The sequence below is a fragment of the Bradyrhizobium sp. Leo78 genome, assembly GCF_059512425.1.
Genome location: NZ_JCAMOT010000014.1, coordinates 80825 through 107724 on the forward strand (window position 1 = coordinate 80825; position 26900 = coordinate 107724).

30 protein-coding genes and 3 tRNA genes are annotated in these 26900 nt (G+C 62.7%); 18 read left to right on the forward strand and 15 right to left on the reverse strand.

Annotated elements, in window-relative coordinates:
- From AC5ZG1_RS19355 to AC5ZG1_RS19365, 3 genes are read right to left on the reverse strand one after another with little or no spacing between them, the layout of a single operon-like run.
- A complete protein-coding gene (locus tag AC5ZG1_RS19355) occupies positions 1-618 on the reverse strand; it encodes an NADH-quinone oxidoreductase subunit C (RefSeq protein WP_130227013.1) in 618 nt (205 codons plus the stop codon).
- An 11-nt stretch (positions 619-629) separates the two neighbouring features.
- Positions 630-1220 carry a NuoB/complex I 20 kDa subunit family protein gene (locus AC5ZG1_RS19360; RefSeq protein ID WP_028162803.1) on the reverse strand — a complete coding sequence of 197 codons (591 nt, stop codon included), beginning with the start codon at positions 1218-1220 and terminating at the stop codon, positions 630-632.
- Positions 1211-1576 carry an NADH-quinone oxidoreductase subunit A gene (locus tag AC5ZG1_RS19365; RefSeq protein ID WP_130227014.1) on the reverse strand — a complete coding sequence of 122 codons (366 nt, stop codon included), beginning with the start codon at positions 1574-1576 and terminating at the stop codon, positions 1211-1213. The genes AC5ZG1_RS19360 and AC5ZG1_RS19365 overlap by 10 nt, the downstream gene beginning before the upstream one ends.
- Positions 1577-2112: 536 nt before the next feature.
- On the opposite strand from AC5ZG1_RS19365, the gene AC5ZG1_RS19370 reads away from it, so the two are divergent.
- The 5 genes from AC5ZG1_RS19370 to AC5ZG1_RS19390 all read left to right on the forward strand — a co-directional run bounded on the left by AC5ZG1_RS19370 (position 2113) and on the right by AC5ZG1_RS19390 (position 6217).
- Positions 2113-2313: a hypothetical protein gene (locus AC5ZG1_RS19370; RefSeq protein WP_130576959.1), complete on the forward strand. Its 201-nt coding sequence runs from the start codon at positions 2113-2115 to the stop codon at positions 2311-2313.
- Positions 2314-2671: 358 nt separating this feature from the next.
- The gene (locus AC5ZG1_RS19375) at positions 2672-3661 is read left to right on the forward strand and encodes a UbiA family prenyltransferase (protein WP_496133772.1); all 990 of its coding nucleotides are present in this window, start codon (positions 2672-2674) and stop codon (positions 3659-3661) included.
- Positions 3662-3663: 2 nt separating this feature from the next.
- Positions 3664-5289, forward strand: a complete 1626-nt coding sequence (locus AC5ZG1_RS19380) for a hypothetical protein (protein WP_496133773.1) — start codon at positions 3664-3666, stop codon at positions 5287-5289.
- Positions 5290-5338: 49 nt separating this feature from the next.
- Entirely contained in the window at positions 5339-5920 is a 582-nt protein-coding gene (locus AC5ZG1_RS19385) for a haloacid dehalogenase-like hydrolase (RefSeq protein WP_496133774.1), read from the forward strand.
- A gap of 96 nt (positions 5921-6016) precedes the next feature.
- Positions 6017-6217 carry a hypothetical protein gene (locus AC5ZG1_RS19390; RefSeq protein WP_496133775.1) on the forward strand — a complete coding sequence of 67 codons (201 nt, stop codon included), beginning with the start codon at positions 6017-6019 and terminating at the stop codon, positions 6215-6217.
- A gap of 29 nt (positions 6218-6246) precedes the next feature.
- Here AC5ZG1_RS19390 and AC5ZG1_RS19395 read toward each other — a convergent pair whose 3' ends face one another.
- Positions 6247-7614: an O-antigen ligase family protein gene (locus tag AC5ZG1_RS19395; RefSeq protein ID WP_496133776.1), complete on the reverse strand. Its 1368-nt coding sequence runs from the start codon at positions 7612-7614 to the stop codon at positions 6247-6249.
- Between the two features lie 362 nt (positions 7615-7976).
- Between AC5ZG1_RS19395 and AC5ZG1_RS19400 the strand changes: the two genes are divergently transcribed.
- The 3 genes from AC5ZG1_RS19400 (at position 7977) to pepT (ending at position 10115) form a co-directional block, all read left to right on the forward strand.
- Positions 7977-8053: transfer RNA gene (locus AC5ZG1_RS19400), tRNA-Asp, on the forward strand.
- A 368-nt stretch (positions 8054-8421) separates the two neighbouring features.
- Entirely contained in the window at positions 8422-8721 is a 300-nt protein-coding gene (locus AC5ZG1_RS19405) for an HU family DNA-binding protein (RefSeq protein ID WP_027580650.1), read from the forward strand.
- Positions 8722-8858: 137 nt separating this feature from the next.
- Positions 8859-10115 carry a peptidase T gene (pepT, locus tag AC5ZG1_RS19410; RefSeq protein ID WP_496133777.1) on the forward strand — a complete coding sequence of 419 codons (1257 nt, stop codon included), beginning with the start codon at positions 8859-8861 and terminating at the stop codon, positions 10113-10115.
- 139 nt (positions 10116-10254) lie between these two features.
- Here the strand turns inward: pepT and AC5ZG1_RS19415 are convergent, their stop codons facing one another.
- On the reverse strand, positions 10255-11115 hold the full coding sequence (locus AC5ZG1_RS19415) for a class I SAM-dependent methyltransferase (protein WP_496133822.1): 861 nt from the start codon (positions 11113-11115) through the stop codon (positions 10255-10257).
- Positions 11115-11405, reverse strand: coding sequence for a hypothetical protein (locus AC5ZG1_RS19420; RefSeq protein WP_028162818.1), 291 nt, complete (start codon positions 11403-11405; stop codon positions 11115-11117). The genes AC5ZG1_RS19415 and AC5ZG1_RS19420 overlap by 1 nt, the downstream gene beginning before the upstream one ends.
- Positions 11406-11588: 183 nt before the next feature.
- On the opposite strand from AC5ZG1_RS19420, the gene AC5ZG1_RS19425 reads away from it, so the two are divergent.
- The 6 genes from AC5ZG1_RS19425 to AC5ZG1_RS19450 all read left to right on the forward strand — a co-directional run bounded on the left by AC5ZG1_RS19425 (position 11589) and on the right by AC5ZG1_RS19450 (position 15109).
- Positions 11589-11951 (forward strand): hypothetical protein, encoded by a 363-nt coding sequence (locus AC5ZG1_RS19425; RefSeq protein WP_496133778.1) that lies wholly within the window; start codon positions 11589-11591, stop codon positions 11949-11951.
- Positions 11952-12179: 228 nt separating this feature from the next.
- The gene (locus AC5ZG1_RS19430) at positions 12180-12623 is read left to right on the forward strand and encodes an NUDIX domain-containing protein (protein WP_496133779.1); all 444 of its coding nucleotides are present in this window, start codon (positions 12180-12182) and stop codon (positions 12621-12623) included.
- A 306-nt stretch (positions 12624-12929) separates the two neighbouring features.
- Positions 12930-13613, forward strand: a complete 684-nt coding sequence (locus AC5ZG1_RS19435) for a DUF5131 family protein (RefSeq protein WP_496133780.1) — start codon at positions 12930-12932, stop codon at positions 13611-13613.
- A gap of 39 nt (positions 13614-13652) precedes the next feature.
- Positions 13653-14258 (forward strand): ATP-dependent DNA ligase, encoded by a 606-nt coding sequence (locus AC5ZG1_RS19440; protein ID WP_496133781.1) that lies wholly within the window; start codon positions 13653-13655, stop codon positions 14256-14258.
- Positions 14255-14434: a hypothetical protein gene (locus tag AC5ZG1_RS19445; RefSeq protein WP_496133782.1), complete on the forward strand. Its 180-nt coding sequence runs from the start codon at positions 14255-14257 to the stop codon at positions 14432-14434. Before AC5ZG1_RS19440 ends, AC5ZG1_RS19445 begins: the two co-directional genes overlap by 4 nt.
- Before the next feature lie 69 nt (positions 14435-14503).
- Positions 14504-15109: a hypothetical protein gene (locus AC5ZG1_RS19450; RefSeq protein WP_496133783.1), complete on the forward strand. Its 606-nt coding sequence runs from the start codon at positions 14504-14506 to the stop codon at positions 15107-15109.
- A 10-nt stretch (positions 15110-15119) separates the two neighbouring features.
- On the opposite strand, the gene AC5ZG1_RS19455 is transcribed toward AC5ZG1_RS19450, so the two are convergent.
- Both AC5ZG1_RS19455 and AC5ZG1_RS19460 read right to left on the reverse strand, forming a co-directional pair.
- Positions 15120-15494, reverse strand: a complete 375-nt coding sequence (locus AC5ZG1_RS19455; protein ID WP_496133784.1) for a hypothetical protein — start codon at positions 15492-15494, stop codon at positions 15120-15122.
- A gap of 56 nt (positions 15495-15550) precedes the next feature.
- Positions 15551-15964 carry a hypothetical protein gene (locus AC5ZG1_RS19460; protein ID WP_496133785.1) on the reverse strand — a complete coding sequence of 138 codons (414 nt, stop codon included), beginning with the start codon at positions 15962-15964 and terminating at the stop codon, positions 15551-15553.
- A gap of 45 nt (positions 15965-16009) precedes the next feature.
- Here AC5ZG1_RS19460 and AC5ZG1_RS19465 point away from each other — a divergent pair, with 45 nt between their 5' ends.
- On the forward strand, positions 16010-16723 hold the full coding sequence (locus AC5ZG1_RS19465; RefSeq protein ID WP_496133786.1) for a site-specific integrase: 714 nt from the start codon (positions 16010-16012) through the stop codon (positions 16721-16723).
- Positions 16724-16781: 58 nt separating this feature from the next.
- Here the strand turns inward: AC5ZG1_RS19465 and AC5ZG1_RS19470 are convergent.
- From AC5ZG1_RS19470 to clpX, 4 genes are all read right to left on the reverse strand, one after another.
- Positions 16782-16858 (reverse strand) — tRNA-Val (locus AC5ZG1_RS19470).
- 50 nt (positions 16859-16908) lie between these two features.
- Positions 16909-17313 carry a GFA family protein gene (locus AC5ZG1_RS19475; RefSeq protein WP_456642331.1) on the reverse strand — a complete coding sequence of 135 codons (405 nt, stop codon included), beginning with the start codon at positions 17311-17313 and terminating at the stop codon, positions 16909-16911.
- Positions 17314-17426: 113 nt separating this feature from the next.
- On the reverse strand, positions 17427-19850 hold the full coding sequence (gene lon / locus AC5ZG1_RS19480) for an endopeptidase La (protein ID WP_456642330.1): 2424 nt from the start codon (positions 19848-19850) through the stop codon (positions 17427-17429).
- A gap of 307 nt (positions 19851-20157) precedes the next feature.
- Positions 20158-21432, reverse strand: a complete 1275-nt coding sequence (clpX, locus tag AC5ZG1_RS19485; protein WP_024506813.1) for an ATP-dependent Clp protease ATP-binding subunit ClpX — start codon at positions 21430-21432, stop codon at positions 20158-20160.
- Between the two features lie 179 nt (positions 21433-21611).
- Between clpX and AC5ZG1_RS19490 the strand changes: the two genes are divergently transcribed.
- Positions 21612-21860: a hypothetical protein gene (locus AC5ZG1_RS19490; RefSeq protein ID WP_130227025.1), complete on the forward strand. Its 249-nt coding sequence runs from the start codon at positions 21612-21614 to the stop codon at positions 21858-21860.
- A gap of 2 nt (positions 21861-21862) precedes the next feature.
- On the opposite strand, the gene AC5ZG1_RS19495 is transcribed toward AC5ZG1_RS19490, so the two are convergent.
- The 3 genes from AC5ZG1_RS19495 to AC5ZG1_RS19505 all read right to left on the reverse strand — a co-directional run bounded on the left by AC5ZG1_RS19495 (position 21863) and on the right by AC5ZG1_RS19505 (position 24341).
- Positions 21863-22498 (reverse strand): ATP-dependent Clp protease proteolytic subunit, encoded by a 636-nt coding sequence (locus AC5ZG1_RS19495; protein ID WP_028162822.1) that lies wholly within the window; start codon positions 22496-22498, stop codon positions 21863-21865.
- Between the two features lie 241 nt (positions 22499-22739).
- Positions 22740-24101 carry a trigger factor gene (tig, locus tag AC5ZG1_RS19500; protein WP_130227026.1) on the reverse strand — a complete coding sequence of 454 codons (1362 nt, stop codon included), beginning with the start codon at positions 24099-24101 and terminating at the stop codon, positions 22740-22742.
- A 155-nt stretch (positions 24102-24256) separates the two neighbouring features.
- Positions 24257-24341 (reverse strand) — tRNA-Leu (locus tag AC5ZG1_RS19505).
- 149 nt (positions 24342-24490) lie between these two features.
- Between AC5ZG1_RS19505 and AC5ZG1_RS19510 the strand changes: the two genes are divergently transcribed.
- Positions 24491-25786 carry a multicopper oxidase family protein gene (locus AC5ZG1_RS19510; protein ID WP_496133787.1) on the forward strand — a complete coding sequence of 432 codons (1296 nt, stop codon included), beginning with the start codon at positions 24491-24493 and terminating at the stop codon, positions 25784-25786.
- Between the two features lie 18 nt (positions 25787-25804).
- A complete protein-coding gene (locus AC5ZG1_RS19515; RefSeq protein ID WP_496133788.1) occupies positions 25805-26890 on the forward strand; it encodes an enolase C-terminal domain-like protein in 1086 nt (361 codons plus the stop codon).
- Positions 26891-26900: the final 10 nt, after the last annotated feature.

A 26900-nucleotide genomic window follows, 5' to 3' on the forward strand; every position in this document is an offset into this window, starting at 1 on the left:
TCAGGCCTTCGGCTCCGCCTTCGCCTTCTCGTCTCCGGGCAGCGGATAATCCGCACCTTCCCAGGGCGAGAGGAAATCGAACTTGCGGAATTCCTGGTTGAGGCGCACCGGCTCGTACACCACCCGCTTCTCCTGGTCGTCGTAGCGGACCTCGACGAAGCCGGTGAGCGGAAAGTCCTTGCGCAGCGGGTGGCCGTCGAAGCCGTAATCGGTCAGCAGCCGGCGCATGTCAGGATGGCCGGTGAAGATCACGCCATAGAGGTCGTAGGTCTCGCGCTCGAACCAGTCGGCGCCAGGAAAGACCTCGATGATCGAGGGCACCTGCGTGTTCTCGTCGGCCTCCGCGCGCAGGCGGATCCGTGTGTTCAGCGTCGGTGACAGGAAGTGGTAGACGACGTCGAACCGCTTGTCCCGCTCGGGATAATCGACCGCGGTCACATCGGTGATGTTGACGAAGCGGAGAGCCGGATCGTCACGCAGGTGCCTGACGACGTCGACGATCTTCTCGGCGTCCACGTCAACCGTGAGCTGATTGAATGCAACCGAATGCGCCTTCGCAGCGCCGGGAAGCGCGCTAACGATCGTCTGCCCCAAGGCGTCGAGCTTGGCGTCGTCCATGACGTAATACCTTAGCGTTCGATAGTGCCGATGCGGCGGATCTTCTTCTGCAGCAGCAAGACGCCGTAGAGCAGCGCTTCCGCCGTCGGCGGACAGCCCGGCACGTAGATGTCGATCGGCACGATGCGGTCGCAGCCGCGCACCACCGAATAGGAATAGTGGTAGTAGCCGCCGCCATTGGCGCACGAGCCCATCGAGATCACGTAGCGCGGCTCCGGCATCTGGTCGTAGACCTTGCGCAGCGCCGGCGCCATCTTGTTGGTCAGCGTGCCCGCGACGATCATCACGTCCGACTGCCGCGGCGACGCGCGTGGCGCAAAGCCGAAACGCTCGACGTCGTAGCGCGGCATCGAGACCTGCATCATCTCGACCGCGCAGCAGGCCAGGCCGAACGTCATCCACATCAGCGAGCCGGTACGGGCCCAGGTGATCAGGTCGTCGGCAGCCGCGACGAAGAAGCCCTTATCGGAGAGCTCGTGGTTGATCTCGCGGAAATACGGATCATTGGCGCCGACCGGCTTGCCGGTGGCGGGATCAAGGATGCCCTTGGGCGCTGGCGCGATCGCCGGCCGGGGCGTTGCGACGGTAGGGCTCAATCCCATTCGAGCGCGCCTTTCTTCCATTCATAGGCAAAGCCGACCGTCAGCACGGCCAGAAACACCATCATCGACCAGAACCCGGTTGCGCCCAGCTTGCCGAACGCCACCGCCCAGGGGAACAGAAACGCCACTTCGAGGTCGAAGATGATGAAGAGGATCGCCACCAGATAAAAGCGGACGTCGAACTTCATACGGGCGTCGTCAAAAGCGTTGAATCCGCATTCATAAGCGGAGAGCTTTTCCGGATCGGGCTGCTGGAATGCGAGCAGGAATGGCGCAATCAGGAGCGCCAGGCCGATCACGCTCGCGACCCCGATAAACACCACAAGTGGAAGATAATTCTGCAGGATGCCGTTCATCGGCGGTGCCTTCTTGCTGCGGTTTCGGACGGCCGCAGATTCGTGTCATTGGAATTATTCTTGAGCCTTAGCGCAGCGCAACAGAGGGCGCAAGACAAGCTATTTTAAAGCTCTGTCGGGGGGGAGCCGGCTCCGATCAACCGGTGCTGAGCGCTCGTTCTCGCCCCACATGAAGAACGCATGACCTCGAAGGTTCGTGCCCCAGATTTGCAGCTCCCGATCGCTCAAATCCACGGTGGCTAATAATCGCCCGGCCGTCTCTGCGCGCCTCTCGTTTAGTTGAACCGCAGCGGTCCTGTCGGCCGACACGGTATGTTGGCCCGCCGCCCCTGTGGCAGCGTTATCCCCAGGGAATCCTCCTTCGTTTGTGACTTTTTTCCTTTAGCCCCAGCCGCCTGCGGTCAGACACGCTTCGCACGAAACCAATCCCGCCGAGCAACGAAACCATTTTGGGGAACCCGCGAAACCATCCTGAAACAGATTAAAGCTACCTGTCTTCCCGACAGGCGGCGGCAAAGTTCGCCCGGAGGCGTCAGATGAACCACTCAATTCACTCGGCGGATCGCTCGACCCACCTGAAGATCGTGGTGGTCGCGCTGGTGGCGGGCATTGCGGTCGCAGCCTTGGGTATCGCCGCGCGCAACAATTCAGAGTTCACCCAGACCGCCCAAACCCAGGTGGTGAAGGCTGGCAAACCGGTGGCGATTACCAGCTCGGGGACCTCCACGGTCCGCTGACCCGCACATTCCCTGACAAGAAGACACGAAAGGCCGCCTTCGGGCGGCTTTGTTATTTGGTTGGCTTGCGAAGCTGACGGCCTGCCCGGTTTGGAACAGCCTGTACCAATCCGGCGCACACGCCGGCGAAATCGCCGCCCACGTTTCGCCGCCGCCGATCTGGATTCGGCTGCACGACGGCCTATGCCGCGGGCGGAAAATCCCAAAAACCCCGCCTCCGTTACCACCATTAACCGCGTTGCCGGGGTTTCGGCGCCCCTGATGGCCTCCTCGGCCACTGCGGCACGATCGCTGCCCTTCCAAGGCATCTTCCGTCGCATCCGCCCCGATGCGGCACAGAGGCAGCCTGGAGGATTGCATGTCCGTTACCCACTACGCGCCGCCGTCGGCGGGTGTCGCCGACTACATCGCCATCGCCCGGCCCGATCACTGGATCAAGCACGTGCTGATCGTGCCAGGTGTCGCCTTCGCGATGATCATGGCAGGGATCGGATCGGTCGACCACGCGACGGTGGGAGAACGCCTGCTCGCCTGCCTGTTCGTCGCCATGGCGCTGTCGTCCGCCAACTACACCATCAACGAGTGGCTCGATGCCCCCTTCGACGCCATGCACCCCACCAAGCGGGCGCGTCCGGCAGTGCAGACCGCGATGTCGCCGAGCATCGTCTTCGCCCAGTATATCCTCTTGACCGGCGTGGGCCTGCTCGTCGCCAACCAGCTCGGCCGGAGCTTCGCCCTCACCGCCGCCGTATTCGCCGCTTTCGGCGTCATCTACAACGTGCGCCCGATCCGCGCCAAGGATCGCGCCTTCCTCGACGTCATTGTCGAGTCCCTCAACAATCCCCTGCGCTTCCTGTTCGGCTGGTTCGCGGTGGTCCCGCATATCGCCCCGCCGATCTCGATCCTGCTTGCCTACTGGTTCGGCGGCGCCTTCCTGATGGCCGCCAAGCGCGTTTCCGAACATCGCGCCATCGTCGAGGCCGGCGGCACCGCCAACCTCGCCGCCTATCGCCCCTCCTTCGCCGTCTATACGCATTCGAGCCTGGTGACGAGCTGCCTCGTCTACGCCCAGGGCTTTGCGTTCATGATGGCGATCTTCCTGATCAAGTACCGGATCGAATACATCGTCGCGATCCCGTTCCTGATCGCGCTGTTCGCCGCCTACATGCGGCTCGCATTGACCCCGGATTCCGCGGCCGCACGGCCCGAGGAGCTGATGCGGCAGCCGTCCATGCTGATCGCCGCTGCCGTCACCATGGCGCTGTTCGGCATCCTGACCTTCGTCGACCTGCCGCTGCTCAACAGCCTCACCAGTTCGGACCTCATCCGTCTCAGCGGGGGTCGCTGACCATGTCGATGACGGCCTCCCTGAGCGCCCCACGAAACTACGCCGGCGTCGCGGTCGCGACGCTGGCTTTTGCCGCGCTGGCGCTTTTGCTCGACGGCCCGGTCTGGTTGGTCAAGCTGGTGCCGACCCAGGATGGCCCGGTGCATCTGGCACAGGCCGACCTGATCGCCCGCTTCGGATGGGGTGGCGTGCTGCAGGAGCCTGCCGCCTCCTTCTACCAGTGGAATTCGCGCATCGAGCCGAACTCCGCGATCTATCTGTTGCTCGCCGGCCTGATCCGGCTGACCGGGAATCCGCTGCTCGCCAACACGCTGTTTCTCAGCCTCTACGGGCTGATCTGGATTGCGGCGGCCTTTGTGGTGTCCCGCACTGAGACCGACCGCCCGCTGCTGCCGATGCTGCTGCTGTTGCCGGTCGCCTTCGGCGTCTTCATCCACTGGGGCTTCTACAACTTCGCCCTTGGCGTGCCGCTGTTCCTCTTGTTCGCAAGCTTCTGGAGCAAGGTGCGCGGGCGCGGTGACATCTTCACCTTCCTCGCCACCGCACTATTCCTGGCGGCCCTCTACCTGACCCACATCACCTCCGTGGTCGCGGCCTGCCTGCTGCTTGCGGCTGACGGTATCGCCCGTGCGCTCCGCACGCTGGAGCACGCCGGCCCGCGCGCCGCCGGCCGACGATTGCTCGTCGATGGCGTCTGGTCCGCTGCGGCCGCCATGCCGGTGCTGGTCCTGGTCGCAGGGTTTCTCTTCGCCTACCAGAACATTCCCGGCGAGGTGCCGGGCGGCGAAGGCGGCATCACGCAGATCCTGCGCCGGATCCTTGCCGCCACGCACCTCTTCACGTTCACCTCCTGGGAAGTGGTGGCGCTGGCGCCGCTTCTGGCGGCGGTGCTGGTGACCGGTGTCACGGCGCTGCGGCGCTTGCGGGCGGGCAACCTGACGTGGCCCATCTTCTTCGTCCTTGTCGTGCTGCTGTCGCTGCTGAACCTGAAGACCGGCTCGGCGCTGCTGTCGGAACGGCTCGCTCCCTATAGCTGGATCGCGGTCGTGCTCTTCATCGCGAGCCGCCAGCCACGCGAAGCACTGGTGCGCATCCTGTGCTTGGCCGCGATCGCCGGCCTGGTCGGCCAGACCGCGATCCGCACGGTGGCCTACAAGAGCTGGGCGCCGGTGCTGGAAAGCGAGCTTGAGATCGGCCGCGAGAACCCCGGCAGGACCTTCGTCAATGCCGATCTGATCGCCCAGCGCGACAGCTCCCTGTTCGCCTGGCGCATTCGCCCCACTTTGCATGCGGCCCAGACCGCGGCGCTGGCCGCCCGCGGCGCAGCTCTCTCGTCCACGCTGCCCTCGACCCGCTATTTCGGCTATTTCCCGCTGCAATATGTGTCGTCGCACGATTTCCTGCGGGCGACCACCGACTGGGAAAGCGAGCGCGACGCCGCTGAGCTGGCAAAATTCCGCAACTCCAATCACGGCGCGCCGCAGGTGCTGATCGTGTCGTCCTCCGACCGGAGCGGATCAGCCGTCGCAAGCAATCTCGGCTATGGCGACTGCAAGGCGAGCCAGAGCGGCGGACGCGAGATTGTGGCCTGCACGGTTCCGAACCAGTTGAGTGCGATGCGTGACTGACCTTACCCTGAACGTTTCCTCAACACCGCGGAAGCAACGGGACGCACGCATGGCCGCCGATACGCTGCTGGGCCTGCCGACATCGATGCCGCTGGTGCTGGACCTCGACGGCACGCTCATCAAGGGCGATCTCCTCTATAAGAGCTTCTTCTCGATCCTGCGCCGCAATCCGCTGATCGTGCTCGCCTGCGCCAGATGGCTGTTGCGAGGACGCGCCGCGCTCAAGCGCCAGCTTGCGCTGCGCAACCGCATCGACTGGGATCGGCTCGAATTTCATCATGAGGTCATCGCGTTGGCGCGCCTGGAGCAGGCCGCCGGCCGCATGATCGTGCTCGCCACCGCCGCCGACGCCGTGCTCGCCGGCCAACTCGCATTCCGCTTGCCCGTCTTCGATCAGGTGTTCGCCTCCGATGGCAAGGGAAACCTGAAGGGACCGGCCAAGGCCGCGTTGCTCCGCGAGCTATTTCCGGAAGGCTTTATCTACGCCGGCGACAGCAAATCCGATCTCGCGGTCTGGGCCCACGCCAGCGGCATCATCCTCGTCAACACGCGACGATCGGTCCGTGACGCCGCGCTGGCGCTGGGACGGCCAACGCTGGATTTAACCGCCCGGCCAGACAGCCAGCGTTAACAAGGCCTAACGCAATCGTTCGATTGCAACCGACGTTGCGATCCCAAGCTTAAATTTCGGCGCGTATAGAGAAGGCCAGTAGGACCCTCGCCGCCGATGAATCTGCATCAGGAAACATACGCCTCCAGCTTCAAGATCGTCTGCACCGATTGCGGCAGCCTATCGATCAAGCTGGAGAGACCGGCCGCCGCATCCGGTGACACGGTGATCGAATGCCGCTGCTGCAGCGCTGTCCGCGGCACATTGGCCGATCTCAGGGATCTGGCCCTCCGCGGCCGGGACCTCTACGAATTCTAGTCTGGGCCAGAATCTGGCGGTCTCCGCCGTCAGGCGGCGGTCAAGCGAGCGCCGACACCCGGTACCGGAATGGCATTGATCGGACCGTCTACCCAGGCTTGCTCTTCAATATCGAGCGCACTGCTTCGCAGCTTTGCGGCGTATCCCAGAAACAGGAACAAGGCGACGTCCCTGCTGATCCTGCCATGCGCCATGCTCAGCATGAGCGTGAATACCAGGCTGCACAGCACGAAGCGGGCTTCGCGGTTGATCCTCGCCAGCGACAACATCCGCGTTCCCATCGCGTGATAGAGCAACAGGATGAGGAAGATACCCGCCGGCCAGCCGAATTCGATGATGGCCTGCAGGATCGAGTTGTGAACCTGGAAGCCTTTCAGGCACGACCGCTGGGTGAAACCGTCCAGTCCCAGTCCCGTCAGCCCCGCTTCCGGCAGCAACGCGAAGGCGTCCTTGTAGAGCTGCTGCCGGATGATGATCGAATTGTCCAGGTCGATCGAAGGACAAGAGGCTTGCGAAGGCGGAGGCGGCACTGGCGGAGCTGCCTCGGTAGCGATGCGGCCTGATGCGGCGGGGGCTGGCAGTGCACTCGCCGGCGGCGAAACCGGCGGCGCCGGCGATTCATCGTTGCCCGGCTCGGCAACCTGAAAACCCAACGCCGCTTCGGCGAGCTTGGCGAATCTGAGCGTTGTTGACGACCTGACGACTGCGCCAAGCGCAACCGAAGCGATCGTGACGCACACGATCACGGCAATGAATTTGCGCTGGCCGGCCTTGGCAACCAACATCGCTGCGAACAGCGCCACCACGATTACGATGAAGGAGTAGCGTACCATCGACGCCGCGAAGATAACCAGAGGCACGGCCGCGAGGATCGAGATCCATGCAGTCCGTCGCCAATTGAGTTCTGTGCAGGCCAGCGCCAGAAGCAGCAAGCCAAGCGACGTCGTGAATTGCGCCGGCGCAGCGTCGTACTCGTCAAAGACCAGCGGCTTGCCATGGTGGTCGTTCCATTGGCCAAGCAGCGCCACCAGCGTGACGACGGCTCCGACCGCCACGATCGCGCCTGTGACGACCACGAAGGCCTGGGGAACTTGGCCGCAACGGGAGCTCACCCTGATCGCGGGATAAGCCGCAAGCGACAACCCCAGAAGGGCGGCCTCTTTCGGCGCGGCGACGCCGTTGACGGCGAACGAGAGCGCGATGCCGCAACAAAACAGCACGAACAGCACGTCGCAAATGTCGGGCCTGAACTCACGCCATCTCGCCAGAAGAAGCAGCGCAGCAATTGGCGTGGCCAGCAGCAGACCGGTGATTGTGGAGCCAGCCCCGGCGAAACCGTGCGCGAGCACCGCAAACGGCCCAGCGGATAGCAGGATGGCGAACAATACCGATTGCAAAGCCCGGCCCTCGTGAAACTGATAGTGTCGAAGCTCAATCAGAAAAGTTCTCAGAATAGCTCTATATCGACTCCGTGACAGTTCTCGCAATTCCAAAGGTAGCAGCACGCGCCGGTCGCCACTCGACGTAAATTCGCTCTATGCTTGTGGCAACACGATGGCACCTCCAAGCGCTTTCCAGCCCGCCATCTGATGGAACCCGGCGAGTCGCCTCGGGCAGGAAACGCGGAGCCTTCCGTGCAGCGCCGCTGATTCCCTATCAACACGCTGCAAAGCCCTGCAGGACACGGGGAATCTCAACGTCCTTGACTTCAAAAGACCGCCCCTTTAAGTCCCCCACGTCTCGCGGAATTGCGCATCACGCGGGAGTAGCTCAGTTGGTTAGAGCGCCGGCCTGTCACGCCGGAGGTCGCGGGTTCGAGCCCCGTCTCTCGCGCCATTTTGGCGATGTGTTTCAAACAGTTAGCTCCGCGCTCGACTTTCGATCCGCTCCCTTCGCCAAACTTCCCGCCGGCAACTCGGCGCCTTCAGTTGTTGCGAACGGACCCGTTCGCACGACCGTTTCGTAGCCGCGACGTTTGGCGGTTTTGCGGTTTCGATGCAGGAAACGCCTGATTTTCGGGCGAAACGGCGTAGTCAGTCAGGGTCCGAATCGATTAAGGCCTGAAATGTCAGGGTTTCCTGGACCCTCGCCATCGAGACCCCCTAGGGCTCCAGATCTCCCGTCGACGCGTTTTCCCCAACGATTCAGCATCCGCTTCGTTCGAAAACGCTTCTTTAAGCCGTTCATCACGAGGAGGGCCACACATGGCGAAGAAAGCAGCGACCCCGGCGACCATCACCCTGAAGCATCTGGCGGCGGCGATCGCCGAAGACCAGGAACTCTCCAAGAAACAGGCCGAAAGCATCCTGACCGACGTCGTGACGCGAATCACCAAGCACCTGAAGAAGGGCGAGCGTATCCGCATCGTCGGCCTCGGCATCCTGCAGGTGCGCAAGCGCGCCGCCCGGATGGGCCGCAACCCCGCCACCGGCGAGCAGATCCACATCAAGGCCAGCAAGAAGGTCGCCTTCCGCCCCGCCAAGGAACTCAAGGAAGCCATCTGATCGGCCAAAGTGACCGGCCGAGTGATCGGCCAAGCCCTTCGTTCAGTCAGCGCCACTCCGGCTCTTCGACGCAGCCCCCGGAGTGGCGCTTTTCTGTTATAGAGCCAGCCCACCCCTCTCCTGGACTTGCGGTCACCATGCTGGCTCCCACGCTCGATTTCAAACACACCGTCACCGAGCGCTTCCTGCGCTATGTCGTGATCGACACCCAGTCCGACCCGGAATCGCCGACCTGCCCTTCCACCGAGAAGCAGAAGGATCTCGGCCGCCTCCTCGTCTCGGAATTGCAGGCGATGGGGCTCAGCGACGCCCACCTCGACCAGCACGGATATGTCTATGCGACCATCCCTGCCACATCAGACAAGAAGGTGCCGGTGATCTGCTTCTGCTCGCACATGGACACCTCGCCGGACTGCACCGGCAGGAATGTGCGGCCGCAGATCGTCAAGAACTATCGCGGCGGCGACATCGTGCTGCCGGCCGACCCCGCGCAGGTGATTCGGGCCGCCGAGCATCCAGCGCTGTCCGACCAGATCGGCAACGACATCATCACCACCGACGGCACCACGCTGCTGGGAGCGGACAACAAGGCCGGCGTCGCCGAGATCATGGATGCCGCCCATTTCCTCGTTAACAATCCCCAGGTGAAGCGCGGCACCATCAAGATCCTGTTCACGCCCGATGAGGAGATCGGCCGCGGCGTCGACAAGGTCGACCTGAAGAAACTCGGCGCCGATTTCGCCTACACGATCGACGGCGAGACCGCCGGCCATATCGAGGACGAGACCTTTTCCGCCGACGGCGCCACCATCACGATCGAAGGCGTCTCCACCCATCCCGGTTTCGCCAAGGGCAAGATGGAGCACGCGATCAAGATCGCCGCGGGGATCATCGAGCGGCTGCCGAAGACGACCTGCTCGCCGGAGACCACCGAAGGCAAGGAAGGCTTTCTGCATCCGATCGCGATCTCGGGCGCGCTGGAGCAGGCCAGGCTCGACTTCATCGTGCGCGATTTCACGGAGGCCGGGCTGAAGGAGAAGGAGGCGCTGCTGGAGGCCATCGTCAAGGACGTGATGAAGGCCTATCCGCGCTCGACCTACCGCATGGAGGTCAAGGAGCAGTACCGCAACATGAAGCAGGTGATCGACCGTCACCCCGAGATCGTCGACTACGCGGGCGAGGCCATTCGCCGCGCCGGCCTGACCCCGGTGAAGACCTCGATCCGCGGCGGCACCGACGGCTCGCGCCTCTCGTTCATGGGCCTGCCCTGCCCCAACATCTTCGCCGGCGAGCACGCCTTCCACTCGCGCCTGGAATGGGTGAGCCGGCAGGACATGGAAAAGGCGGTGCAGACCATCGTACATCTCGCGATGATCTGGGAAGAGCGGGCGTAGCGGTTACGTACGCAAGCTCTCTCCCCTCGTCATTGCGAGCCAAGCGAAGCAATCCATCCCTCCGCATGCACGGAAGCATGGATTGCTTCGTCGCTATCGCTCCTCGCAATGACGGCAAGAGCGCAATGACGGTTGGCTGCTACGAAGCCTTTGCCGTGACGATCCAGATCGAGGCAGGCAGCATCACTGAATTGCCTTTGACGAACGGCGCGAGCGCCTCGCGGATCGCACCGGCGGCAGCGGCGCGGAGTTCAGGCGGCTGATCCTGCAGCGCCCGGCTGACCGGCCCGATCTCGAGCGCGCCTTGCACGGCGCCATCGAGGCCGCCGCCGATCGCGGCATCGAGCGAGAGCGGGCACGGCTCCATCTCCACATTCGTAAAGCCGGCCGCGCCGAGGATACGTCGCACACGCTCCTCCGAGGCGAACGCGAACGGCCCGGGATCCTCGGGGCCCTGCTGCGGCAATTTCGGCACGTGCTTGTAGGCGGCCTGCAACGGCGTCATGAAGAATGGATTCTCTCGCGGCTCGCGCCAGCAGACGAACGCAAGCCGCCCCGACGATCGCAGCGCCTTCCTCATATTCGCAAACGACACCGCGGGATCGGCAAAGAACATCACGCCGAACCGCGACGCCAACAGGTCGAATCTTGCGGGAGCGAACGGATACACGGTCGCGTCCGCGAGCGCATATTCCAGCGACGATCCCGGCGTCACGCGTTGCCGCGCCCGCTCGAGCATCGGGCCCGATACGTCGATGCCGAGCACGTGGCCGGACGGCCCGACCTTCCCTGCAAACGCGACGGTGGTCGCGCCGCTGCCGCAGCCGACATCGATGACGCGCTCGCCCGTCTTCGGCCTGGCGCGATCGATCAGGATGTCGAGGACCGGAGCCAGCAGGACGTCCTGCGCTGCCTGCCGGTCAGCCCAGCGCTGGCCACCCGGCCCGTTCCAGTAGGCGATCTGGTCGGCGTTCTGCTCGTGGCCAAGGGCGGCGTTCATCATTGTGGTGCCTGCTTCGCGGCACTGCCGGTCTTGGATTTCTTCTGCGTTGTGTGGCTGGCCGGCGGAGCCGCGTTGTCACTGCGCACAGCGCCCCAGGGATCGCTGGGCCCTGCCTTGTCGGGAATGTTGCGCAACGACTTCTTGTAGGCGCGCTCGGCGTTGCGCTCCTCCTCCTTCTGCGACGGACTCTTCTCCTTGTCGATGTCACCATATTGCGGCACGGCATTCTGTGCGAACGCAGATCCGGCCATCAGTGCGATCATCACGGCGGCAACAAAGACTCGCATGGGCAGCTCCCGGGGTTTTCATGCAATGATATCACCCGGTTGCGCGCATCGCCAATCCTCCGGCGAGCGCAGCACCGCGCATTGAGGCCGTATTGCTTTCACCGAATGGCCACATGAAAAGCAGATGCCAACCAGATTTCCCGGATAGGACTCGTTTGGTCTTCAACCTGGAAAGGCATGACCATGCGCATCTTTACGGCATCCGCCATCATTGCAGCTCTCTGCCTCGGAACACCATCTTTGGTGCTGGCGCAGGGAAGTCCCTCGCAACGTGGGGCGGAGTCGCCGCCCGCTCAGTCCGAGCCCGGCACCGTGATACGGACCATACAGGTTGTCGACGTCAAGGAACTGCAGCCGGCGGTGCGCTCGAAAGTCGATGAGATCATCTCGCAGACGAGCGACGAGGACATGCAGTCACTTCGGAAGACCATCGACGCGACCCCGCAGGCGGTATCCGCGCTCAAGGCCAAGGGCGTGACGTCGTCGCAAGTCGTTGCCATCAACATCGCCGATGGCATCCTGACGATGTTCACCAAGACGGCGTGAGATCGGATATCATTTCGACAGGCTGCGTCTGCATCGGTGCGGCATCGAACTTGCCGCACCAATTCGCCTTCGCTCTGCGAAACTTCGGCCCGCCGAGCCGAAGCCCGCGCAGAGCGCATTCGCGCGAGCTCAATTGTGACTGGTGCGCTATCATTGCCCATCTGAAATCCAGCCGTTGCGGCTCCGCGACGGCGAAACTATGGGTCATGCGCACCATCGAGGATCATCATGAGCTTGAGAGAAGGCGCCGCGGCCATCGTGATCGATACAGATGGTCGCTTTCTCATGCAATTGCGCGACGACAAGCCCGGTATCGTCGATCCCGGCAAGATCAGCCTTTTTGGTGGCCGACGCGAAGGCAACGAGACTTTCAGGGACTGTATTGCCCGTGAGATCCACGAAGAACTGGGCTGCCATCTGCCGGCAGAGCGCTTCCAGCATCTCGCGCGCTGCGTTGGTTCAAACCACCCGATTACCGGCGGCAACTTTCACGCCGAGATATTTATCGTCCGATCGATTTGTTCTGAAGAGCTGACGATTACTGAGGGCAAGCCAACGACGTTCACGCTCGCCGAACTCTGTCAGATCAGGGAATCTCTCGCGCCGCTTGCCCAATTTGCCGTCGACGCCTTCTTGTCGGAGGCCAAAGCGACCAACATGGCGCAAGAGTAGAAAGGCCCTGCGCTACAAAAGCTGATCTTCGCGGGTGAACAAGGATGAACGCTGACGAACAGCACCAGTCCGCCTTCGCTCTCCAAGCTCCGGCTTGCCGAGCCGAAGCCGCAGGGCGAAGGCTGGTGGGCGGCGAGAGATTCGAACTCCCGACCCTCTCGGTGTAAACGTCACCGCCCTTATATATTTCAATGGTTTAGCCTCAAAAATTGAGGCTGAAAACCGTGAACGAAAAGCGAATAAACGGCTCAATCTGTGCCGAAACTGTGCCATCCGTAGCCTCTCTTTATTATGGGAGGCCGCGGCATGGCTGAGAACAGCAAAATCGAATGGACCGACCACACCTTCAATCCGTGGATTGGATGCCAGAAGGTCTCGCCCGGCTGCGACCACTGCTACGCGGAAACGCTGGCGAAGCGATACGGCTGGGTTGAGTGGGGGCCGCGTGGCGAGCGCAAGCGCACCAGCGAGGCAAACTGGAAGAAGCCGCGGCAGTGGGCGAAGGCCGCGCGTGGGGCGGACCAGCGCCCCCGCGTCTTCTGCTCGTCCCTGGCCGACGTGTTCGACAACCAGGTTGACCCGTCATGGCGCATCGACCTGTTCGACCTGATCGGCGAGACCGAGGAACTTGACTGGCTGCTGTTGACCAAGCGGCCGGAGAACATCCGCAAGATGCTCCCCACGAACTGGAGCGTCGAGGACTTCCCGAACGTCTGGCTCGGCACCACCTGCGAGGACCAGGAGCGCTATGACCGCCGCTGGCCGATCCTGAGAGATATCCCCGCCGCCGTGCACTTCATCAGCTATGAGCCGGCAATCGGTCCGCTGAGGCTTCCCTTCAAGATGATCCGGCAGACGCATCACGGGTTGTCGGACATGACCTTCGACGAGCTATCCGCCAAGATGAAATGCGAGCGCTGCGGCGAGCGCCCGAGGCGCACCTACCCGGCTCGCCAGAGCGACGCCGCTGGGTATGCCAAGGGCTTTTAGCGATTCGCATTCCCCTCCCCCAATCCCTATCTCCGGGGCATGCTCAAATCGAAGTACCTTCCATGCATCCCAACGAAGGGGACAAAGGTCCCCGACCGACCGGAATGGATCCATGAGGTCAAGCACGATGGCTATAGGCTGATCGTTCAACGTGAGGGTAAGACCGTTCGACTGTTCACCAGGAACGGGAATGACTGGTCGGGAAGGTTCCCGCTGATCGCCGAGGCCGCCTTACGAAACCGTAACACGTCGTTCGTGATCGACGGAGAAGCTGTCCTGCTAGGCGTGGATGGCCGATCGGACTTCAACGGCCTGCACTCTCGCAAGTACGACGATGAGGTCCAGTTCTACGCCTTCGATATGCTGGTGTCGGACGGAGACGATATCCGTAAGCTCCCCCTGAGCATGCGCAAGGCGAACCTCCAGAAGCTTCTGGCAAGGCGCGTGGACGGCATCCATGCAGCACCCTTTGAGGAGGGAGAAATCGGGCCAGAGCTGTTCCGAGCCGCCTGCGAGATGGGCCTAGAGGGTCTTGTCTCCAAGCACAAGGAACGCCCCTACCGCGCCGGCCGTTGTGAGCACTGGATCAAGGTGAAGAACCGAACGCACCCGAGTTTTGAACGGGTGAAGGATTCGTTCTCATGAAAACAGTCTGGATCTACGACAACGGCGAAATCTTCAAAAGATTCGATACTGAGGAGGAAGCCCAAGCATGGTTCGCCATACACGATCGCGAAGGCGTCGCATTCAAGCACGAACTGAGCGACATCCGCCCTGCCGGATCAGCCGATCAGTACGGCGTGCCGAGGGCGGAGGAGTAGGCCCCCTGAGGGAGTGAACTGATTGGGCTTTTGGCCTAATATTCCCGCCGAGCGGAGGAGAAAGCTGTCATGACGCCCAACGAAATGCCGTCGCCAGATCTACAGAGGAAGGCAACAACTGTCGGTCTGGTCGCCCTCGAATTTGATCAAGCGATCAAACAACTATTCTTCATCTTCTCAAGTGCACTGGGCATGGGAGAGAAGATGGCGCGTCAGCTATGGGACCTGCCGCCCAGCGACAGCGGCCGCCTTGAACTTGCTGAAGCTGCATTCGAGCACGGCTACCCGAAACGGCCGGGCTTCGCTCCAGTGGGCGGCACTGATAGCATGGCGGGGCCTGAGCAACGGGATGCAATGCTGAAAGTCGTAAAACGACTGACAAAAATCAGCAAGAAGCGGAACTACCTCGTTCATGGTGAATGGACAACTGAAGTCACTCTGAGCGACGGGTCGCTAAACCCGCAATTTGAAGCCGAAGAGCTTGAATTCTTAAATTTATGGAGAGAAATGCGCTACCTGGCGGCAGAGCTGGGAATGCACAATTATAACATCCAAATGGGGGCCACCTTGCGCAATGCAGCTTTTGAATCCGAGCTAACAACCAAAGAGGATCGAATCCGCGAACTCGAAATTCAACTGCATCTAGCTGGCGTCACACCTCCCATCCAAAGCTAGCGTGGACCGTTTAGAATGTGTCCAACTGAACGATCGAGAACTCGTTGACGAACTTGCTCGTTGTTCCGGCGCCCGAAGTGATCAGCCACGAAGACGTGTCCACCGCAGTCACGATGTCCGAATAGGTGCCCTGCGCCGTCCGCGTCGCGCCAGAAGCGCCGCCAAAAGAGAACGTCAGGCTACCATCTATGAAGCCGCTCGGCGTAATCGTGTAGGTGATAAGATAGCGCTTTCCGACAACAGCGGCCGGTCCCGCTGTCGGGCGAGCCGTCCCCGCGGGGCCGGAATTGACCAGCACGCCGCTGCTGACTGTAAAGCCCGAGAGCGTGAGCCCTGTCGAGGCGTCGAAGTTATTCTGAGCAATCAGCGGCAGGACATCAGACAACCCGCCAGCCGGCCCGAAGGCAACGCCGTTGTACTGCGCGCGGCTGTCGAGATTGGTTATGGGGGAATTGAAAATCTCCGCGCAGACATAGGAGTTGCTACCCGCGAGCCCCGGCAGACTCGCATCCGTGCCAGTCGCCAGCCGAGTTGCTTATCGACGGCGTTCGGATCGAACACGCCGTCAGCCACATACTTGCCCTTCACGTACTGATCGGTCCCCGACCAGATGTAAGGCGACGGCAGCCCCTTGTTGAAGTAGCCAAGGCCGTTGTACTGCTCGAGCAGCGTCATGGTCCCGCCAGGCGACCAGTCTTTCCACCTCGACGCATAGGGCGCGCAGTCGATCAGCGCGTCCAGCGCGGCTCGGTAGAAGGCATCCTGCAGCGGCGGATCGTCCGCATGGTTGAAGAACGGACCCCTGCCCTTCGGGACATTGGTTGAGACCTGACCGAGCGGGTCACCCTGCGCCAACTGCCGATCCCATCGCTGGGACGATTCCCGCTGGTGGATAGCGACGTGAACGCGGTGAACTGCGAGGCTTATGCGAAGGACCGGAAGCCAGCCGCCGCCCGGCGGGATCTGGAAGTCCTGCGCGCTGCCCTGTTCTATTGGCACAGCAACAAGGAGCAGTTGGCGCGCCAGCCGCAGATCGTCCTCCCGGAGAAGGCAGAGCCCCGCGAGCGCTGGCTAACCCGCGAAGAGGCGAAGCGCCTGCGCCGGGCCGCGATGCGGTGGCCGCACCTCTACCGCTTCGTAATCCTTGGCCTCAAGACCGGTTCGCGCTCTGGCGTTCTGTTCAATCTCAAATGGGACCAGATCGACCTGCGCAGCGGCGTGATGAACCGCAAGTCGGCCGGCGAGACTGAGGCCGCCAACAAGCGCAAGCCGCCCGTGCGGCTCGGCAAAGCCGTTGTGCGGCTGCTCCGTCGCTGGAAGGCCAAGGACAAGATCAAGGACGAGAACGGCAACGAGATTCAGATCAAGTGGGTGATCCACTACGATGGCGAGCCGGTCCAGAAGCTGCGCCGATCATGGGATACTGCCTGTGAGACCGCGAAGCTTACCAATGTCAGCCCGCACACCCTTCGCCACACGCACGCGACCTGGTTGATGCAGGAAGGCATCGACATTTGGGAGGCCGCTGGGCGGCTCGGGATGTCCACCGCGGTGCTGGAAAAAACCTATGGAAAGCACCACCCGGACTTCCAATCACGATCGTCTGAGGTATGATTCCTGTGCCGAAACTGATCCGAACCGAAATGGAGCAAAGGCTAAGCCATTGAAATTATGGTGGGCGGCGAGAGATTCGAACTCCCGACCCTCTCGGTGTAAACGAGATGCTCTAACCAGCTGAGCTAGCCGCCCTCGCCTGCTTCTTTACCCTCGCCCTGGCCCGCGGCGCAAGGTGGCTACCATCATTCAGTCGGAAGTCCCGGCAATGCCTTGAGATCATTGATCCAGGGCGCGGCCGAGCGGCACCAGATTTGGCGCCGCGGCCGCAATTGGTCGCGCTGGCGGATGCTGCCCCAGCGGATGCCCCAATCCTCAGGGCCACCGTCCTCGCCGCTCGTGAACAGCGGGGAACCGCATTCGGGGCAGAAATGCTGGAAGCGGATCCGGCCATTGTCGCCGGGCTTCCCATAGATTTTCGGCGATTTGCCCGTGAGGCGTATCGCTTCGCCGGCGCAGATCACTGTGACGCGGTAGGGCGAGCCGGTCAGCGTCTGGCAATCCGTGCAGTGGCAGATCGAGACCCGCTCCGGATCGATATCGGCATCAAAGGTCACGAAGCCGCAATGGCATTGTCCGTCGATCTTCATGGCGCCCTCCTCTCTGCCTGCCGCTTGTCCTGGCGCGTTATCTTCGCGCGAAACTCCCATAAACAAAAACGGCGCCCGAAGGCGCCGTTCGTTGTTCAAGCAATCCGGTCCGGTCAGTGCGCCGTCAGGCCGCCGGTCTCTTCGGCAGCTTCGGGCTTGACGTCGACCTTGGTCTCCTCTTCCCAGACGATCGGTGTGGGCACCCGCACCAACGCCCTGGCGACGACCTCGTCGAGCCGGGAGACCGGGATGATCTCCATGCCGCCCTTGATCGCATCGGAAATCTCCGTGAGATCCTTGGCGTTGTCCTCGGGGATCAGCACCGTCTTGATGCCGCCGCGGGCGGCAGCCAGGAGCTTCTCCTTCAGACCGCCGATCGGCAGCACGCGGCCCCGCAGCGTGATCTCGCCGGTCATCGCGACCTCGTGGCGGACCGGAATGCCGGTCATGACCGAGATGATCGCGGTGGCCATCGCCACGCCTGCGGACGGTCCATCCTTCGGCGTCGCACCCTCGGGCACGTGCACGTGGATGTCGCGCCTGTCGAACAGCGGCGGCTCGATGCCATAGGTGATCGCACGCGAGCGGACGTAGGACGCCGCCGCCGAGATCGATTCCTTCATGACGTCGCGCAGATTGCCCGTGACCGTCATCTTGCCCTTGCCGGGCATCATGACGCCTTCGATGGTGAGCAACTCGCCGCCGACATCGGTCCAGGCCAGACCGGTGACGATACCGACCTGGTCCTCGCTCTCGATTTCGCCGAAGCGGTACTTCGGCACGCCGAGGAACTCTTCGATGTTCTTCTCGGTGACCTTGACCGACTTCTTCTTGGAGATCATCAGCTCCTTCACCGCCTTGCGGGCGAGTGTGGAGAGCTCACGCTCCAGGTTGCGCACGCCCGCTTCGCGGGTGTAGCGGCGGATCATCAAGAGCAGCGCATCGTCATCGATCGACCATTCTTTGGAATCCAGACCATGCTTGGAGAGCGCGTTCGGGATCAGGTGCTTGCGCGCGATCTCGACCTTCTCGTTCTCGGTGTAGCCGGCGATCCGGATGATCTCCATGCGGTCCATCAGCGGTCCCGGAATATTGAGCGTATTCGCGGTCGTGATGAACATCACGTTCGACAGGTCGTAGTCGACCTCCAGGTAGTGGTCGTTGAACGTCGAGTTCTGTTCGGGGTCCAGGACCTCGAGCAGCGCCGATGACGGATCGCCGCGGAAGTCGGCGCCCATCTTGTCGATCTCGTCGAGCAGGAACAGCGGATTGGAGGTCTTCGCCTTCCGCATCGACTGGATGATCTTGCCGGGCATCGAGCCGATATAGGTGCGGCGGTGACCGCGGATCTCGGCTTCGTCGCGCACGCCGCCGAGCGAGACGCGCACGAATTCACGCCCCGTCGCCTTCGCGATCGACTTGCCGAGCGAGGTCTTGCCGACGCCGGGAGGCCCGACCAGGCACAGGATCGGTCCGGTCAGCTTGTTGGCGCGCGACTGCACCGCGAGATACTCGACGATACGGTCCTTGACCTTCTCGAGCCCGTAATGGTCGGAGTCCAACACCGCCTGCGCGGCTTCCAGATCCTTCTTGACCTTGGACTTCTTGTTCCACGGGATCGACAGCAGCCAGTCCAGATAGTTGCGCACCACGGTCGCTTCCGCGGACATCGGCGACATCTGACGCAGCTTCTTCAGCTCATGCTGCGCCTTTTCGCGCGCTTCCTTGGACAGCTTGGTCTTGTTGATGCGCTCTTCCAGATCGGCCAGCTCGTCGCGACCTTCGTCGTCGCCGAGCTCCTTCTGGATCGCCTTCATCTGCTCGTTCAGGTAATACTCGCGCTGGGTCTTCTCCATCTGGCGCTTGACGCGCGAGCGGATGCGCTTCTCGACCTGCAAGACCGAGATCTCGCTCTCCATCAGGCCCAGCACCTTCTCCAGGCGTTGGGTGACCGACAGCGTCTCCAGGATCGCCTGGCGATCGGCGATCTTGACCGCCAGATGCGAAGCGACGTTGTCGCTCAGCTTGGCGAAATCGGTGATCCCCTGAACAACGCCGACGACTTCGGCGGATATCTTCTTGTTCAGCTTCACATAGCTTTCGAAATCGGACACGACCGAGCGCGCCAGGGCTTCGGCTTCAACCGAATTGGCGTCGGTGTCGGCGAGCGCGACGGCGGTCGCCTCGTAGAACTCGCTGCGGTCGGAGTATTTCTCGACGCGCGCGCGCTCGAGCCCTTCGACCAGCACCTTCACGGTGCCGTCGGGCAGCTTCAGGAGCTGCAGCACGCTGGCGAGCGTTCCCGTCTCGTAGATCGACTCGGGCGCCGGATCGTCGTCGGACGCGTTCTTCTGCGTCGCGAGCAGGATCAGCGCATCGTTCTTCATCACTTCTTCAAGAGCGCGGATCGACTTCTCGCGGCCGACGAAGAGCGGCACGATCATGTGCGGGAAGACAACGATGTCACGGAGCGGCAGCACCGGATAAGAATGGCTTTCGCCGTAGACAATCGATGGCCGGGGTTTTGAGGTTGTCATGGCCTATTCCTTTCGTTGTGCCCCCTTGCACGCGGCCCGCTTGCTTGCGCAACCACCACAAGGTGCCTGTATGATCCGAATGTCGCTCGGCCCTCGGCCGCTCGTTTCAGATATCAGATGACGAATCTTGAGACGTAAATCTTCATCACCGACAGCATTAGGTGGCTATCGGCCATGGGGGTGTCAAGTACTTAGAAATACCGGAAAATCCGGAATAAACACGCAGCATTAATTACATCGAAATGGCCACCGGGAATCCGGCAGCCATCGGTATTTTCGTTCATTCAGCGGCCGCCCGCGAGCGCGATCAGGCGCTCGCGCTGCTCTCGACCGCGCGGTCGGAACGATCCGCGTAGATGTACAGCGGACGGGCCGTTCCCTCCACCACCTCGCGCGAGATCACAACCTCCTCCACGCCTTCGAGGCCCGGAAGATCGAACATGGTCTCGAGCAGGATGCTCTCCAGGATCGAGCGCAACCCGCGCGCGCCGGTCTTGCGTTCGATCGCCTTGCGGGCGACCGCGCCAAGCGCCTCATCAGCGAAGGTCAGCTCGATATTCTCCATCTCGAACAGCCGCTGATACTGCTTGACCAGGGCGTTCTTCGGATCGGTCAGGATCTTCTTCAGCGAGGTCTCGTCGAGATCCTCCAGCGTCGCGACCACCGGCAAGCGGCCGACGAATTCCGGGATCAGACCGTACTTCAGCAAATCCTCCGGTTCGACGTGGCGGAAAATCTCACCGGTGCGGCGATCTTCCGGCGCGAGCACCTGCGCCGCAAAGCCGATCGAGGTCGAGCGGCCGCGTGCGGAGATGATCTTCTCCAACCCGGAGAAGGCGCCGCCGCAGATGAACAGGATGTTGGTGGTGTCGACCTGCAAGAATTCCTGCTGCGGATGCTTTCGGCCGCCCTGCGGCGGAACGGAAGCCACCGTGCCTTCCATGATCTTGAGCAGCGCCTGCTGGACACCCTCACCCGACACGTCGCGCGTGATCGAGGGATTGTCCGACTTGCGGCTGATCTTGTCGATCTCGTCGATGTAGACGATGCCGCGCTGCGCGCGCTCGACATTGTAGTCGGCCGCCTGCAGCAGCTTCAGGATGATGTTCTCGACGTCCTCGCCGACATAGCCGGCTTCCGTGAGCGTCGTCGCGTCCGCCATCGTGAAGGGCACATCGAGGATGCGCGCCAGCGTCTGCGCGAGCAGCGTCTTGCCCGAGCCGGTCGGACCGATCAGCAGGATGTTCGACTTCGCGAGCTCGACGTCGTTGTGCTTGGTCTGGTGATTGAGCCGCTTGTAGTGATTGTGCACGGCAACCGACAGCACCTTCTTCGCATGGCTCTGGCCGATGACGTAATCGTCCAGCACCTTGCAGATTTCTTTCGGAGTCGGGATGCCGTCGCGCGACTTCACCAGCGAGGACTTGTTCTCCTCGCGAATGATGTCCATGCAGAGCTCAACGCACTCGTCGCAGATGAAAACGGTGGGACCCGCGATCAGCTTGCGGACTTCGTGCTGGCTCTTGCCGCAGAACGAGCAATATAGCGTGTTCTTGGAATCGCTCGTGCCGACCTTACTCATTCTTATCTCCGTCCGCCGTTCGAACCCGTCGCTCCATCGACCTATTCCGGGACTGTCCGGGCTTTAGGTGTAGATAGAGCAAAAACCGTACCAAAAAAGACCCTACTTAATACTGACCCGGCGAATCGCGGTTCAGTCGAATCTCCCCCGCAACTACATCCGATACGCCAGAGCCAACCATGCTGTCATCCGACTATCAAGAATTCGCTAACCGGGTGCTTGCCGGGCACCGTGACAATACCGTGATTTATAACGTCCGCACGTGGATAACCTGTCGAAAACGCACGGTCGTTGCGAGATTGCCACGCGACAGAGCGATGCGAAAGCGGAACTTTCTGCCCAACTTGGGGCATACTGCACCGCAATCGCCTGAGTTTGCCGACAGGGATTTCGTCGTCAACGCCAAAATCGCGCAAGCGATCCCGTAAGACTACGCGGCTTTTGCTGCAGCCGGATCGTCAGGACGCTTGTCGATCACCTTGTCGACGAGACCAAACGCTTTCGCGTCATCCGCCGTGAGGAACTTGTCGCGCTCGAGCGCATCCTCGATGGCCTTGTAGGTCTGGCCGGTGTGCTTGACGTAGATTTCGTTCAGCCGCTTCTTGAGATTCAGGATCTCCTGCGCGTGCAGCATGATGTCGGTGGCCTGGCCCTGGAAGCCGCCGGAGGGCTGATGCACCATGATGCGCGAGTTCGGCAGCGTGAAGCGCATGTCCTTCTCGCCTGCGGCGAGCAACAGCGATCCCATCGAAGCCGCCTGCCCCGTGCACAGCGTCGACACCGGCGGGCGGATGAATTGCATGGTGTCGTAGATCGCAAGACCCGATGTCACCACGCCGCCCGGCGAGTTGATGTACATCGAGATTTCCTTCTTCGGATTCTCGGCCTCGAGGAACAAAAGCTGCGCGACGATCAGCGTCGACATGCCATCCTCGACCGGGCCGGTCACGAAGATGATGCGCTCCTTCAGCAGGCGCGAGAAGATGTCGTAGGCGCGCTCACCGCGGTTGGTCTGTTCGACGACCATCGGCACGAGGTTCATGTAGGTTTCGACGGGATCGCGCATGGGATTACCCCTGGAGTTGGCGGGGCCGAACGTCCGCCGGCTGGCCCGGACTGACGGTCGTCCCGTGATGCAGGACTGCGTTAAGCTGCGCTCAGATATGCGCCATTTTCGCGGCGGCAAGACCGCACAGATGGCTAGGTCCGAACGCGGCAACTCAAACCGATTCGGCTGGTCCCGCCTAGCGACGGAATGCCGTCGCCGGGCCGGTTTCGCCGTTCATCATTAACACGAGGTGCCGGGATTACGCCGCAGTTTTCTCGGCGTCTTCATCCTTGAACAGATCTTCCTTCGAGACCTTCTTCTCGGTCACGTTGGCGAGTTCGAGGATGAAATCGACCACCTTGTCCTCATAGATCGGGGCACGGAGCTGGGCGAGCGCCTGGGCGTTGTTGCGGTAGAAGTCCCAGACCTCCTTCTCGCGGCCCGGCATCTGACGCGCGCGCTCGATGACGGCGCGGCCGACCTCGTCGTCGGACACCGTGATCTTGTTCTTCTCACCGATCTCCGACAGCACCAGGCCAAGCCGCACGCGACGGTCGGCGATCTTGCGGTACTCTTCCTTGGCGGCGTCCTCGGTGGTGTTCTCGTCGGCAAAGGTCTTGCCGGCGGAATCCATCTCGGCCTTGATCGAGTTCCACATCAAGTTGAACTCCTCGTCGATCAGCGACGGCGGCGCCTCGAACTTGTGGTTCTCGTCGAGCTGGTCGAGCAGCGCGCGCTTGACGCGCTGACGCGTCCCGGTGGCGAACTCGGCCGTCAGCCGCGCCCGCACGGCTTCCTTCAGCTTGTCGAGCGATTCCAGGCCGAGCGTCTTGGCGAACTCTTCATCGATCACGGTCTCGCCGGGTGCTTCCACCGCGGTCGCCGTGGTCTCGAATTCGGCCGGCTGGCCGGCGAGCTTTTCGCTCGCATAGTTCTTCGGGAAAGTGACCTGCAGCGTGCGCGTCTCGCCTGCGCCGATGCCGATCAACTGCTCCTCGAAGCCGGGAATGAACTGGCCGGCGCCGAGCACGACCTGGATGCCCTCGCCGGTTCCGCCCTCGAAGGCTTCACCGTTGATGGTGCCCTTGAAGTTGATCGTGACGCGATCGCCGTTCTCCGCCTTCGCGCCCTCGCTCTTGGCCGAATAGGGGCGGCTCTGGTCGGCGATGCGTTTGATCGCCTCGTCGACATCGGCGTCGGTTACGTCGGCGACCGGCTTCTCGACCTGGAAGGTCTTGAAATCGGCGAGCGTGATCGGCGGCACGACCTCGATCGCCACCGTGTAGGTGAGGTCGCTCTTGCCGGCGAGCAGCTCCTCGACCTCTTTCTGCTCCGTCGGCATCGTGATCTTCGGCTCGGTCGCAAGGCGGAAGCCGCGGTCCGTGAAGATCTGCGTGTTGGTGTCGCGGATGGTCTGGTCGATGGTCTCCGCCATCACCGAGCGGCCGTAGATCTTCTTCAGATGGCTGACCGGCACCTTGCCCGGACGGAAACCGTTGATGCGGACCTTGTCCTTCAGGTCGACAAGCTTCGCGTCCGCCTTGGCATCCAGGTCGGTGGCGGGAACGCTGATCTTGAACTCGTGCTTCAGTCCCTCATTCAGGGTCTCGGTGACCTGCATCTTCTTCTTCCGCTTCTGTCGCGCCTCGGTTGGCGCGACTGTGTCAATGGTTCGACGCGTAGCTCAACGCCTGCGCCGGTGGTTCGGCGGACCTGCCTCCTGAAAAAGGAGACAGGCCCTCCAGAAAGGGATCATGCAAACGCTGGATGAGCGCTTGGTGCGGGTGGAGGGACTCGAACCCCCACAACTTTCGTCACTGGAACCTAAATCCAGCGCGTCTACCAGTTCCGCCACACCCGCTTGGCGCATCATCTCCGGCCGCGATGCCGCGGGCGGCGGCTTATAGCATGGCCCTGCCCCCACGCAGCAAAAAAATGGCCTTTTTCGGATGTCCACTCGGCTCAATGTCCGCTGGACTCACAGGTGCAAAAATGGTCCGGATCGGGCCGATGGCAAGCCTTTTCCCGATGCTCGATCGACGCATCCTGCTCACCGGACTGGGCGCTGCTGCGCTGGAAGCAGGGCTTCCCGCCGCAACCTTGGCGCAAGCCCGCCATTCGCTTGCCCTTTCCGCGAGAGCCGACAGCCTGGTGCTGCGCCAGGGCGGCATGGCCACGCCGATCTGGTCTTTCCCGGGCGAGGGCATCAGGGCGAATCGCGGTGAGACCGTCGAGGTGGCGCTCAGCAACGATCTCCCCGCGCCGCTTGCAGTGTACTGCCGGGGAATCGACGGCGCGCCCGCCGGCGAGCCCCTGCTCGCCCGCCCCCCGCTTGCCGCCGGGGCAAAAGAGAGCTTCCAGCTTCCACTGCGCCATGCGGGCACTTTCCTGTGCGACCCCGGCCTCCTGAATGGCGAACAGCCGCGCCCTTTGCGCGCAAAGCCACTGATCGTCCTCGAAACCGAGCGGGTCTCCGCCGACCGCGACGAGGTGCTCCTGATCGAGGAATGGCGGCTGCGGCCGGATGGCACCGCCGTTGCGCCGGGGACGGACGCCAAGGATGCGACGCCGGTCTATACCGTTAACGGCCAGACTTCATTCGAGCTCTCAGCACGCGCCAATGAACGCCTGCGGCTCCGCTTCATCAACGCCTCCCAACGCACTGTGCTCGCAGCGAAATTGGAAGGCCACGAGGTCCGCGTCATGGCCGTCGACGGCGAGCCGGCCGAGCCGTTCCCGGCGCGCAATGGCGCGCTCGTGCTGGCGCCGGGCGGCCGCGCCGATGCCTTTGTCGATACAGCCGCGACCGCATCGATCCTGCTCCATGACGGCAAAGAGGCGCGCTCCGTCGGACGACTCGTGCTTTCCGGCGATGCTCCGCTGCGCGCCGCCCCGCTGCCAGCGGCGCCGCCGCTTCCGTCAAACGGCCTGCCGGCCCAGCTCGACCTCAAGAATGCGCAGCGGTTCGAACTGGTCCTCGGCGCGCCGGCCGACTGGACGCGTCCGGCCGGCTTCGCCCCGTCCGCACCGCCCGCCTTCCGTGCCAAGGCCGGCCGCGCGGTGGTGCTGGCGCTCGCCAATCGCGCAGCCGTCGCCACCGTCTTCCATCTCCACGGCCATCACTTCCGCCTGCTCGACCGGCTCGACGACGGCTGGAAGCCGTTCTGGCTCGACACGCTCGCGGTCGAACCGGGCCAGACCCAGCGCATCGCCTTTCAGGCCGAGTACGCCGGCCGCTACCTCATCGAACAGGTCGCGACCGATTGGGCGGCGCCACGGCTCGTGCGATGGTACAGTGTCGAATAAGAACAAGAGGAAACGACCATGGGCCAAACAGTTCCAGCGATTCGCGGCATCAAGGCGCGAGCCGTCGTCGTGCCGCTCAAGCGTGCTGTGAAGAACGCCTTCGGCTTGATCGATTCCGGGCCGCTGGTCCTGATCGATATCGAAACCGATCAGGGCGTTACCGGCCGTTCCTACATCTTCGCCTACACCAGCCTCACACTTAAACCGCTGGTTCATCTGGTCGAGGAGACCGGGCGCGAGCTCGTCGGCCGGCCGGTCGCCCCCTTCGACCTGATGAAGGCGATGGACGCCAAATTCCGCCTGCTGGGCTGGCAGGGTCTGGTCGGCATGGCCGTCTCCGGCCTCGACATGGCCTGTTGGGACGCGCTGGGGCAGATCGCGAACAAGCCAGTCGCCGAGTTGCCCGGCGGATCGGCGCGCCCGCTCCCCGCCTATGACAGCTATGGCGTGGTCGATCCGACAGCCGACGAGCGGGCGCTGCGTCGCTCACTCGACCAGGGCTTTCGCGGCATCAAGATCAAGGGCGGCGACGGCGATGCCGCCAATGACGAGCGCGTGGTCAAGGGCGTACGCGCCGTCATCGGGCCGGACATCGCCTTGATGATCGACTTCAACCAGTCGCTCGATCCGGCGGAGGCCAAACGCCGCATCGCCCGCCTTGCTCCTTACGACCTGCATTGGGTCGAGGAGCCCGTCCCGCAGGAAAATCTCTCCGGCCACGCCAGCGTCCGGATGGACTCACCGATCCCGATCCAGGCCGGCGAGAACTGGTGGTTCCCGCGCGGCTTTGCCGAGGCGATCTCGGTCGGCGCCAGCGATTTCATCATGCCCGATCTGATGAAGGTCGGCGGCGTCACCGGCTGGCTGCAGGTCGCCGGTCAAGCGGATGCCGCCTCGATCCCGATGTCGAGCCATCTGTTCGCGGAAGCCAGCTCCCACGTGCTCGCGGTGACGCCGACCGCGCATTGGCTCGAATTCCTCGACCTCTCCAGCGCCATCCTGGCAAAACCGGCCGAGGTCATCGACGGCGCAGTCACCGCCCGCGGCCCGGGCTTAGGCCTGGAATGGAACGAGCCGGCGGTCGCGAAATATCAGCTCACGTAGCGTCCCATCC